Below are 10,983 nucleotides of genomic sequence, written 5' to 3' on the forward strand. Positions count from 1 at the left end.
CTTGACAACAGGTTTTTTCATAATTTTGGTTTGTTTTGATTAATACTATTCGAGTGTATTTTAAGAAACATCATAAATTACTCTTTACAGAGAGTGATTTACAATTCGTAAGTGTCGAAGATGTTACAGCATATTCGGCACTTTTTTTATGCAATTATTTTCTACATAGGCGGTTATCTCTTTATTTTAGTTTTAGACATTCAGTTTAATTTTGGTTTTTTTATTCTTTATTTTATTGAATTTACGTCTCTCTAGTTACAGCCAGAAGTCGTAATTACAATTTGATTTCCATTCATTTCATAATTTGTATCGTTGCCAATACTTTTACAAATAATTTTAAGTTTTTCAGCTAGTGGCTGATCGCTCAATGACGTCGTTAATCGACAATCTTTTAATTTATCATGAGGAAAATCAATATCTACTAAATAAGCTTGTTCTATTGTTTCAAGAATTTGCGCTACTGGAATATCAGTAAACTCAAAACTCAATTGTTCAATATTGGTTACACTGTTTACCAAAACTGGATCTACAGTAATATTTGTAATTTTGTTAAAGACAAACTCTTTTCGAGCAAAACGAACTGCCTGATTAGGAAGCAAAACAATCTCATCGTTTTCAACAGAACCAGCAAGCTCATTTGATTTTACCCTAACTTTACCGGTGCGAACAAGAACTTCAACATTTTGTTGATCAGGATAAGCTTTAATTCTAAAACTAGTTCCTACCACTCTAGTCACAATTTCGTTAGCATAAACGAAAAAAGGTTTTTTAGGATTTTTACTAATTTCAAAGAAACCTTCGCCGGATAAATAAACCTTTCTTTCGTTTCCGGTAAAGATTTTAGGATAACTTAATTTACTATTTGGCTGTAACAATACTGAGCTACCATCGGATAAAGTAATAATTTGAGATTTTTCGGTATTGTTAGTCTGTTCAACTAAACCTTCATTATTCTCTTCAACTAATTCTTTATAGGTAACGACATTGTCAGTTGGTAAAATATCACTTTTAAAAAACCAAGTTGAAAAAACACCAACCAAAACTGCTGCCGCAATACCACTGATCCAGTATCGTTGTATTTTAAGTTTTCTAATATCTGAAGTTTCTTGAGAAATTGCTTCTCTCTGTGCAATTTTATGCCAAGTCTCTTGTAAAGCTTCATGGACTTGGCTGGAAGATAATTTTGAATCTGGAACTTTCATGGCTAATAATAAAAGCCTTGCATCTTCGACAAGTTTTGCCCTTTGAAGATTTTCTAAAGTCCATTCTTCCCAACCTTGTTCATCAACTTTGGATAAGATCCATAATTGAAAAGATTCATCAGCTAAGAAGTCTTCTATTTCGGTATATTGATTACGTTTTTGCATCTTATTATTAAGGTTACAAAAACATAGAGGACAGTTTTTATATTATATACTCACTTATTTAAGATTTTTTTTTGATTTTTTCTTAAAAAATTACAAAAGCCCTGAAGATATAAGGATTAGCAAAGGAATACTTCCCTTCCATTCTTTACGAAGACTTAACAATCCGCGATGTAACAAGTTATTTGCCGATTGATAATTGACATCTAAAAGATCAGCAATTTGATCCACGCTTAGTCCTTGATGGTAACGAAGATACAAAGCCTCTTTTTGACGACCTGGCAAATCATTAAGTAATTTATTTAAGTATAATACACGTTCTGCAGTTACTTCATCTTCTACGAGATCATTCTCTATAGAAAAGTCAAATAAAAACTCTAAAACTTCTGTAGTTGTTGTTTTTTTAAAAACATGATCTCTTTCATGCAAACGTGCAATTCTTTTTCTAACACTAGAAAGTAGATATGCTTTTACAATCACATTATCCTGTAGCGAATTACGATATAGCCAAATATCAGCGAAAACATCTTGAATACAGTCTTGCACTTTTTCAGCAAAAGGACAAAGTGAATTTCCATAATTAATTAAATCGCGATAATATTTCTCAAAAAGTAAAGAGAATGATCTTTCATCACCATTTTTAAGATTATTCCACAGAATAAAATCATCTAATACTTTGTTTTTTAAAATCTGGCTCATAACTTAAAAACATTGAGGCGTAAATAAATCAAATCATCAAAAGAAATAATATTCTAAAAACGATAATCAATTAATTACAATGATTAAAAAATTGGGTTCCTACAGTTAATTTTTTTACGAAAAAATAATGCATACTAAATCTTAATTTAACAAAAATTAAACAAGATTTTTACATGCGTAAAGCATTCAATCCATATAAAAATGAATCAAATTTTAACATTATTTTTTGTTTTTGTGTGATAAATATAGAAAAGGAAATAATAAAAACCCAATAATTACAAAAAAAATAAGACTTTTTCTAAATTCATCAATATTTGCGGTATTTTTTTTACTTAATCTTAAATTTACCATATGTTAAATTTTAATTAACTAAATCAGGTTTCTCCGTTTCTAATTCGCCAACTTTTTTTAAACTTGGAAAACGCTCTTACAAAAATGAAATAAAAAAAAGCATAGATAAATAGCTTAAAGAAAACATAAATCTCTAAACGCTTTAAAAAAAGAAAGCCTTGCTGATTATTCCAGCAAGGCTCTTTTTTTAATATATTTTGAATTAGCTTAGAAAGCTACATTCCATCTTGGTAATTTCTCATTTTCATCTAAGAAATTTTGTAAAACCTGTCCTTCAACAGCAGTTGGGATTGCTTTTACATCAGCTGTAAAAGTTTCATACCAAACGACTTCAAGTTCAGAAATGTTTTCTAATTTCATTTGAGCTGGCCACGAATATTTTCTTCCTGTTTTTGCAAATTGATGTCCGTTTACGATTTTATCATAAAGTCCACCATTTTTGCTTTTTAAAGTTCCATCATTCTGAACAGTTCCTGTTGAACCAACCATGATTAATTCTTTTTCCGCGCCTTCAACAGCATAAACCACAAAAATTCCAGCACTTCCTTCTGGAGCGTTACAAACTTGCTCTAAACTATCTTCAATTGTAAAAGTAAAGCTATTGCTTACTTTAAATTTTTCTAAATCTTTACTCATATTTTCTATTCTAGCTTCTAAGATACTGAGGTTCTAAGATGCTAAGTTTTTTCTAAATATACCTCAGTTTTTAAAATGTAAAAAAGTCTCAACTAATAATTGAGACTTTTTTGAATTTATTATTTCGAGACTTGAAGATTATCCAAGTACTTCTTTTACTTTTTTACCAATTTCAGCTGGTGAATCAACAACGTGAATTCCGTTGTCTCTCATAATTTGTTTTTTAGCAGCAGCTGTATCGTCAGAACCACCAACAATAGCACCTGCATGCCCCATTGTTCTACCAGCAGGAGCAGTTTCTCCAGCGATAAAACCAATAACTGGTTTACGGTTACCATCAGCTTTTACCCATTTAGCAGCATCAGCTTCTAATTGACCTCCAATTTCACCAATCATAATGATTGCTTCAGTTTCTGGATCATTCATTAATAATTCAACAGCTTCTTTAGTTGTAGTTCCAATAATTGGATCTCCACCAATTCCGATAGCTGTAGTGATTCCTAAACCTTGTTTTACAACTTGATCAGCAGCTTCATAAGTTAAAGTTCCTGATTTAGAAACGATACCAACTGTTCCTTTTTTGAAAACGAAACCTGGCATAATACCAACTTTAGCTTCACCTGGAGTAATTACACCTGGACAGTTTGGACCAATTAATCTAGAATTTCTTTCTTTAACATAATTATTTGCTTTAATCATGTCTGCTACAGGAATACCTTCTGTAATAGCAATAATTACTTTAATTCCTGCATCAGCAGCTTCCATAATTGCATCAGCAGCAAAAGCTGGCGGAACGAAAATGATAGATGTATCAGCTCCAGCCTGATCTACAGCATCTTTTACTGTATTAAAAACCGGACGGTCTAAATGGCTTGTACCACCTTTTCCTGGAGTTACACCTCCAACAACATTAGTACCGTACTCAATCATTTGAGAAGCGTGGAAAGTTCCTTCGCTTCCTGTAAATCCCTGAACAATTATTTTGGAATCTTTATTAACTAAAACACTCATGATATATATTTTATGTAAGTTTTTAAATTGTGTTGCAAAAATAAGGTTTTGTAATGTATTTTGCCTCTTTTATTGTCAAAAAAATATTAAGAAAATTGACTCATCTGATAACCTTTGTAAAGTTTATCATCTTTGATCTGCCAAATAGTTGCAAAATGAGCCAAAAGCATTTCTTCTCTCGGATTCTCAATTGTTTTTACAAAATGAGAATAACGCACTGACACTAAATCATCCTCACTAATAATATGACTAATCCTAACTTTGGAGCGCACATAAGCACGACTAAGCTCATTGGCCATTTCAATAATTGAGTCATAATCCATTTGGATTAAACCTTTACTACTGTTCCATTCTAGTGTCACCTCAGGATGCAGATATGTTTTTAAAATTTCACTATCAATTAAGGCATCTGACTTATAAAATTTCTGAACAAACTCTTTAATAGACATATTACTTCAATTTATTTAAAATTTCAGGAATTTTCTTAATATTGGCAAGCTGTTTTAATTTTTCTCTAGATTCTTCAATTGGAGTACCAAAATATGATTTCCCTCCTTCAACTGATTTTGTAACACCAGTTTGTCCCATTACCACAGCTTTTGAGCCTATCGTAATACCACTAGTCGTTCCTACCTGACCCCACATTGTCACTTCATCTTCAATAACAACACAACCTGCAATACCTGTTTGTGAAGCAATTAAGCATTTTTTTCCAATAACAGTATCATGGCCAACATGAACCTGATTATCTAATTTTGTTCCTTCTCCAATAGTGGTATCTCCGGTAACTCCTTTGTCAATTGTACAAAGTGCGCCAATACCTACATTGTCTTCAATAACTACTCTTCCACCAGAAATTAATTGATCAAAACCTTCTGGGCGTTTTTTATAGTAAAAAGCATCTGCCCCTAAAATTGTACCTGCATGAATAATTACATTATCACCAATTACAGTATGATCGTAAATGGAAACATTAGAATGAATTAAACAATTTTTTCCAATTTTAACGTGATTACCAACAAAACTATTAGGTTGAATTACAGTTCCCTCTCCTATTTCTGCAGTAGCCGAAATAGCAACATTTGCAAATTGAAAAGGTTTAAAATGTTTTGTTAAAACATTGAAATCTCTAAACGGATCATCAGAAATTAAAAGTGCTTTTCCTTCAGGACATCCTACTTCTTTATTTATCAAAACAATAGTAGCAGCCGATTGCAAAGCTTTATCGTAGTATTTTGGATGGTCAACAAAAACAATATCTCCAGGCTCAACGACATGTATTTCGTTCATACCTAAAACCTGAAAGTCTTTGTCGCCAATAAATTTGCAATTAAGCAAATTTGCAATTTCTTGTAAAGAATGACTCTTTGGAAATCTCATATATTATAATTAGAAAATTTGTCAATCAGAAAATGAGTCAATTAGAATATGAATATACAAAATTTTGTCGATTCACAAATTATCTAATTGACTCATTGTCAAATTTATCTTAATTAAAAAACTATTCTTTTACACGCTCCATGTAAGAACCTGAAGCTGTATCAATTTTAATTTTATCTCCTTCGTTGATGAACAACGGAACGTTGATATTTGCTCCTGTTTCTACTGTAGCATTTTTTGTTGCATTTGTAGCAGTGTTACCTTTTACACCAGGCTCAGCATAAGTAACTTCTAAAATTACAGAAGCTGGCATATCAACTGAAAGTGGCAAATCAGTTTCTGTGTTGATTTGAACCATTACATTTGTTCCTTCTTTTAACAAATCTGGAGCATCCAAAATGTTTTTGTTTAAAGAAATCTGCTCGAATGTCTCGGCATTCATAAAGTGAAATTCATCACCTTCTGGATATAAAAACTGGAATGTATGTGTTTCAACACGAATAACGTCAATTTTATGACCTGCTGAGAAAGTATTATCTAATACTTTTCCAGAAGTTAAACTTTTCAGTTTTGTTCTTACGAAAGCTGGACCTTTTCCAGGTTTTACGTGAAGAAATTCAATAATTTTATAAATATCGTGATTAAATTTAATACACAATCCGTTTCTAATATCTGATGTAGATGCCATTTTGTTTTTATTTTAGATTTTAGAGTGCAAATTTTAGATTCATTGAAACTTAAAATCAACACATTTTTTAATGTTTTTTTATTCTCCAGTTTAGAAATCTAAAATCAGAAATCTAAACTCTAAAATTAATAGTTTCCTGAGTAACCTTTCATAATTCCTCGAGAAGAATTTCTGATAAAATCAAGAATTTCATCTCTTTCAGGAGTTGCCTCCATTTCAGCTTCAATAATACTTAAAGCTTGAGTTGTATTGTAATTCTTTTGGTATAAAATTCTATAGATTTCCTGAATTTCTCTAATTTTTTCAGTACTGAATCCCCTTCTTCTTAAACCAACAGAGTTGATCCCAACATAAGATAAAGGTTCTTTTGCCGCTTTTGTGTAAGGAGGAACGTCTTTTCTTACCAAAGATCCACCAGAAATCATAGCATGATCTCCAATGTGAATGAATTGGTGAATTGCCGCTAAACCACCAATTACAGCATGATTTCCAACTACTACGTGACCTGCCAAAGCAACACCATTCACAATAATAGCATTATTTCCGATCTCACAATCGTGCGCAATGTGTGCATAAGCCATTACTAGACAATTATTTCCAATAACAGTTTGACCAGAAGCAATTGTACCTCTGTTTATAGTAACACATTCTCTAATAGTACAATTATCACCAATAATCGCAAGAGAATCTTCACCTCCGAATTTCAAATCTTGTGGCACTGCAGAAATTACAGCTCCTGGAAAAATATTGCAATTTTTTCCAATTCGAGCTCCTTCCATAATGGTCACGTTTGAACCAATCCAAGTACCATCACCAATAACAACATTATTGTGAATTGTTGTAAATGGCTCTATTACAACGTTTTTAGCGATTTTCGCGCCAGGATGAACATATGCTAATGGTTGATTCATCTGTATGTTTTATATTTTTAATTAAAATATTCTAATTTGAGGCAACAAACCTAAACAATAAATTTGATAATTTATTATTGTTTTCTTGCAATTTGTGCCATTAATTCTGCCTCAGTTACCAATTTACCATTTGCATAAGCGTTTGCCTGCATATGACAAATCCCTCTTCTGATAGGAGAAATCAACTCACATTTAAAGATTAAAGTATCACCTGGCAATACTTTGTGTTTAAATTTAACATTATCAATTTTCATGAAATATGTCAAATAATTTTCAGGATCTGGAACTGTACTTAAAACTAAAATTCCTCCTGTTTGTGCCATCGCTTCTACAATTAAAACTCCAGGCATTACTGGTGCTTCTGGAAAGTGTCCTACAAAGAAATTTTCGTTCATAGTAACATTTTTCAAACCTACCACATGACGATCAGACATCTCGATAATTCTGTCAATCAACAAAAATGGTGGTCTGTGAGGAAGCATAGACATAATTTTATGAATATCCATCAACGGTTCTTGATGTAAATCATAAGTTGGAACATGATTTCTCTGTTCTATTTTTATAATTTTTGCCAGTTTTTTAGCAAATTGAGTATTTACAAAATGTCCTGGTTTATTTGCAATAATTTTTCCCTGAATACGAACTCCAATTAGAGACAAATCTCCAATAACGTCAAGCAATTTATGTCTTGCAGCTTCGTTTGGATAGTGTAATGTTAGGTTATCTAAAACACCATTTGGTTTTACAGAAATTTCATCTTTACCAAATGCCTTCTTTAAATTCTCCATTGTAGACTCAGAAATTTCTTTGTCCACATACACAATTGCATTATTTAAATCACCACCTTTAATTAAGCCATTTTCTAATAATGACTCTAATTCGTGTAAGAAACTAAAAGTTCTTGAGTTTGCAATTTCTTGTTTAAAATCTGATAAACTTTTAAGTGTAGCATTTTGTGTACCTAAAACTTTTGTACCAAAATCTACCATTGTAGTAACCTGATATTCGTCGCTTGGCATTACAAGAATTTCGCTTCCTGTAGCTTCATCAGTAAATGAAATAACTTCTTTTACTACATAAACATTACGGCTTGCGTCTTGTTCTTCAATACCAGCTTTTTCAATAGCTTCAACAAAATATTTTGATGAACCATCCATAATTGGAAGTTCAGAGGCATTCAATTCAATAATAATATTATCCAAATCACAACCAACTACTGCAGCTAAAACGTGTTCTGGAGTTTGAATTTTTACTCCTAATTTCTCAAGATTTGTTCCTCTTTGAGTATTAACAACATAATTAGCATCAGCTTCAATCACTGGTTGACCTTGCAAATCTACTCTTACAAAAGTGAAACCATTATTAACGGGAGCAGGTTTAAAAGTCATTGTAACTTCTTTTCCAGTATGCAATCCAACTCCTGTTAGTGAAATTTCATTTTTGATGGTTTTCTGTTTAACCATTATTTCCATTTTTTGGGTTTATTATTATTTGTTTCTTTAATTCTTCAACTTGAGCCACAATTTTCGGCAAATTCTTAAAATGAACATACGATTTATTAAAGTCTGTATATCCAAGTGATGGAGTTCCTTGTAGAACTTCGTCGTCTTTAATGTTTCTTGCAACTCCTGATTGTGCCTGAAGTCTAACATTATTACCAATAGTCAAGTGACCTGCGATTCCTACTTGCCCGCCAATCATACAATTCTCGCCTATTTTTGTAGAACCCGCAACACCACTTTGTGCAGCAATAACGGTATTTCTTCCTATTTCTACGTTATGAGCAATCATAATCTGATTGTCTAACTTTACACCTTTTCTAATAATTGTAGAACCAAGAGTTGCTCTATCAATTGTAGTATTAGCGCCAACATCTACATTATCTTCAATAATAACGTTTCCAATTTGAGGCACTTTGCTATATTCTCCATTTTCATTTGGAGCAAAACCGAAACCATCAGCTCCAATGATTACTCCTGAATGAATCGTACAATTATTACCAATAACCGTTTCTGAGTAAATTTTAGCACCAGCAAAAATGAAAACATTATCACCAATTACGACATTATCACCAATAAAGCTATTTGGATAAATTTTGACATTATCGCCTAAAACCACATTCTGACCTATATAACTAAAACTTCCTAAATATAGATTCTCACCATATTTAGTCCCTTCAGACATGAAAGACTGAGGCTCGATGCCAGTTTTGTTTAATTTTACTTGATTATAAAAATGTAAAAGTTTAGAAAATGCCGCATAAGCATCTTCTACTTTTATTAAAGTAGTAGTAATATCCTGTTCAGGAATAAAGCTATCATTAACAATTGTTACTGTTGCTTTTGTTGTATATATATAATTGATATACTTTGGATTAGCCAAAAAAGTAAGCGATCCATCTTCCCCTTCTTCGATTTTAGAAAGCTTAGAAACTTCTGCATTGGGATTCCCAACAACTTCTCCTTCTAAAATTCCTGCTATTTGTTCTGCTGTAAATTTCATCGCGACAAAAATATAAAAAATAGGTTTTAAATGTTAATTTTAGATAAGTTGTTTTGGGAAACAGATATAATATTTTGTTACCAATTTAGATAACGATTTCAAATTCAGCTGGTCAGAAGCTTCAACAACATCTTCAATTGTCTTATCTTTTTTCAAAATTCGAATAGGTTCCGCTTCTTTACTGTAGGCTTGGTTTTTAATTTTTCCTCTAAAAATAAAATAACCAGCATCTAATTGCGAAATATGATGTAGGCTGGCAAACTTTTCTATAAGAGATTGAGATTCTTCCATTGAAACTTTCTCAGCACTCATTTTTATTTTAAGCAAATCTCGATTTATGATCATTTTACTTAAAGTACTTAAAACAAAATCGTCATTTCTTTGCCAAGCTTTTAAGGCGCTTATAATATCAAAATCGTCTAATTGTGAGAACAAATCTAATTTTTCAGCATCAAAATTCTCAATCGTTATTTTGTTATGCATAAAATAAGAAAGTGGTTCACTACACGGAAGATTAATACCTTTTAGTATTAATTCTTTAGCTCTTTTCAGAACTTTCATTAAAATCAATTCGGCTACTAAACTTGTCTTATGCAAATAGGCTTGCCAGTACATTAACCTTCTCGAAAGCAGAAATTTTTCTACAGAATAAATCCCTTTTTCTTCAATAACTAAAACATCGTTTTCAACATTCATCATCTGAATCAAACGTTCAGAATTTACATTTCCTTCTGCGACTCCAGTATAAAAACTGTCACGTTTTAAGTAATCCATTCTATCCATATCCAACTGACTTGAAATCAATTGCAACATGAACTTTCTATGATATTCACCTTTAAAAACCTGAATCGCCAAACTTAATCTTCCATCAAATTCTTCATTCAACTGATTCATAAACAATAACGAAATAGCTTCGTGATGTACATCTTCAACGATACTTCTTTCCATTGCATGAGAAAAAGGACCATGCCCAATGTCATGCAATAAAATGGCGATTAAAAGAGCATTTTCTTCTTCTTCGGAAATTATAACATCTTTAAAACGAAGTGTATCAATTGCTTTTTTCATCAAATGCATACATCCTAAAGCGTGGTGAAAACGAGTATGATTCGCTCCTGGATACACCAAATACGACAATCCCATTTGAGAGATTCTGCGCAAACGTTGAAAATAAGGATGCTGAATTAAATCGTAAACCAACTCATTCGGAATCGTTATAAAACCATATATAGGATCGTTGAATATTTTAAGTTTGTTGATCTGAGTCACTAGTGCGTTATTTTTTTAGGTCAACAAATATAAGTAAATAAGTATAAAGACATTGGAGTTTTTTATTTAAAAATCAAACTCAAAATTATTATGATTATCAATAAAATACACTTAAAATTGTTAAAATTCAAAATAAAATCAGTGCTCAACTTTGGTAATTTTATACTATTTT

General features: G+C 31.6%; 11 protein-coding genes. All 11 read right to left on the reverse strand.

Features of this window, described 5'->3' with window-relative positions:
- Positions 1 to 251: 251 nt before the first annotated feature.
- Positions 252 to 1,367 (reverse strand): FecR family protein, encoded by a 1,116-nt coding sequence (locus VGE71_RS10525; protein WP_331138297.1) that lies wholly within the window; start codon positions 1,365 to 1,367, stop codon positions 252 to 254.
- 90 nt (positions 1,368 to 1,457) lie between these two features.
- Complete coding sequence (locus VGE71_RS10530; RefSeq protein WP_331138298.1) at positions 1,458 to 2,063, reverse strand: sigma-70 family RNA polymerase sigma factor; 606 nt, start codon at positions 2,061 to 2,063, stop codon at positions 1,458 to 1,460.
- Positions 2,064 to 2,621: 558 nt separating this feature from the next.
- On the reverse strand, positions 2,622 to 3,050 hold the full coding sequence (locus tag VGE71_RS10535) for a hypothetical protein (RefSeq protein WP_144212835.1): 429 nt from the start codon (positions 3,048 to 3,050) through the stop codon (positions 2,622 to 2,624).
- Between the two features lie 138 nt (positions 3,051 to 3,188).
- Complete coding sequence (gene sucD, locus VGE71_RS10540) at positions 3,189 to 4,061, reverse strand: succinate--CoA ligase subunit alpha (protein ID WP_144212837.1); 873 nt, start codon at positions 4,059 to 4,061, stop codon at positions 3,189 to 3,191.
- 86 nt (positions 4,062 to 4,147) lie between these two features.
- Complete coding sequence (locus VGE71_RS10545) at positions 4,148 to 4,510, reverse strand: nuclear transport factor 2 family protein (protein ID WP_331138299.1); 363 nt, start codon at positions 4,508 to 4,510, stop codon at positions 4,148 to 4,150.
- 1 nt (position 4,511) lies between these two features.
- Positions 4,512 to 5,441: a UDP-3-O-(3-hydroxymyristoyl)glucosamine N-acyltransferase gene (locus tag VGE71_RS10550; protein ID WP_331138300.1), complete on the reverse strand. Its 930-nt coding sequence runs from the start codon at positions 5,439 to 5,441 to the stop codon at positions 4,512 to 4,514.
- Positions 5,442 to 5,562: 121 nt separating this feature from the next.
- Positions 5,563 to 6,129 carry an elongation factor P gene (gene efp / locus VGE71_RS10555; protein ID WP_223705876.1) on the reverse strand — a complete coding sequence of 189 codons (567 nt, stop codon included), beginning with the start codon at positions 6,127 to 6,129 and terminating at the stop codon, positions 5,563 to 5,565.
- A gap of 125 nt (positions 6,130 to 6,254) precedes the next feature.
- Positions 6,255 to 7,040, reverse strand: coding sequence for an acyl-ACP--UDP-N-acetylglucosamine O-acyltransferase (gene lpxA, locus VGE71_RS10560; RefSeq protein WP_109193375.1), 786 nt, complete (start codon positions 7,038 to 7,040; stop codon positions 6,255 to 6,257).
- Between the two features lie 74 nt (positions 7,041 to 7,114).
- Positions 7,115 to 8,503: a bifunctional UDP-3-O-[3-hydroxymyristoyl] N-acetylglucosamine deacetylase/3-hydroxyacyl-ACP dehydratase gene (locus tag VGE71_RS10565; protein ID WP_331138303.1), complete on the reverse strand. Its 1,389-nt coding sequence runs from the start codon at positions 8,501 to 8,503 to the stop codon at positions 7,115 to 7,117.
- A complete protein-coding gene (gene lpxD / locus VGE71_RS10570; RefSeq protein ID WP_331138301.1) occupies positions 8,496 to 9,542 on the reverse strand; it encodes a UDP-3-O-(3-hydroxymyristoyl)glucosamine N-acyltransferase in 1,047 nt (348 codons plus the stop codon). Before lpxD ends, VGE71_RS10565 begins: the two co-directional genes overlap by 8 nt.
- Before the next feature lie 39 nt (positions 9,543 to 9,581).
- Positions 9,582 to 10,811, reverse strand: coding sequence for an HD domain-containing protein (locus tag VGE71_RS10575; RefSeq protein ID WP_331138302.1), 1,230 nt, complete (start codon positions 10,809 to 10,811; stop codon positions 9,582 to 9,584).
- Positions 10,812 to 10,983 lie beyond the last annotated feature (172 nt).

This window comes from Flavobacterium sp. (assembly GCF_036405015.1).
GTDB lineage: Bacteria > Bacteroidota > Bacteroidia > Flavobacteriales > Flavobacteriaceae > Flavobacterium.

Coding starts and splice junctions, on each gene's coding strand:
- VGE71_RS10530 (WP_331138298.1), bottom strand. CDS start 2,063: ATGAGCCAGATTTTAAAAAACAAAGTATTAGATGATTTTATTCTGTGG.
- lpxD (WP_331138301.1), bottom strand. CDS start 9,542: ATGAAATTTACAGCAGAACAAATAGCAGGAATTTTAGAAGGAGAAGTT.
- lpxA (WP_109193375.1), bottom strand. CDS start 7,040: ATGAATCAACCATTAGCATATGTTCATCCTGGCGCGAAAATCGCTAAA.
- VGE71_RS10565 (WP_331138303.1), bottom strand. CDS start 8,503: ATGGTTAAACAGAAAACCATCAAAAATGAAATTTCACTAACAGGAGTT.
- efp (WP_223705876.1), bottom strand. CDS start 6,129: ATGGCATCTACATCAGATATTAGAAACGGATTGTGTATTAAATTTAAT.
- VGE71_RS10545 (WP_331138299.1), bottom strand. CDS start 4,510: ATGTCTATTAAAGAGTTTGTTCAGAAATTTTATAAGTCAGATGCCTTA.
- VGE71_RS10535 (WP_144212835.1), bottom strand. CDS start 3,050: ATGAGTAAAGATTTAGAAAAATTTAAAGTAAGCAATAGCTTTACTTTT.
- sucD (WP_144212837.1), bottom strand. CDS start 4,061: ATGAGTGTTTTAGTTAATAAAGATTCCAAAATAATTGTTCAGGGATTT.
- VGE71_RS10525 (WP_331138297.1), bottom strand. CDS start 1,367: ATGCAAAAACGTAATCAATATACCGAAATAGAAGACTTCTTAGCTGAT.
- VGE71_RS10550 (WP_331138300.1), bottom strand. CDS start 5,441: ATGAGATTTCCAAAGAGTCATTCTTTACAAGAAATTGCAAATTTGCTT.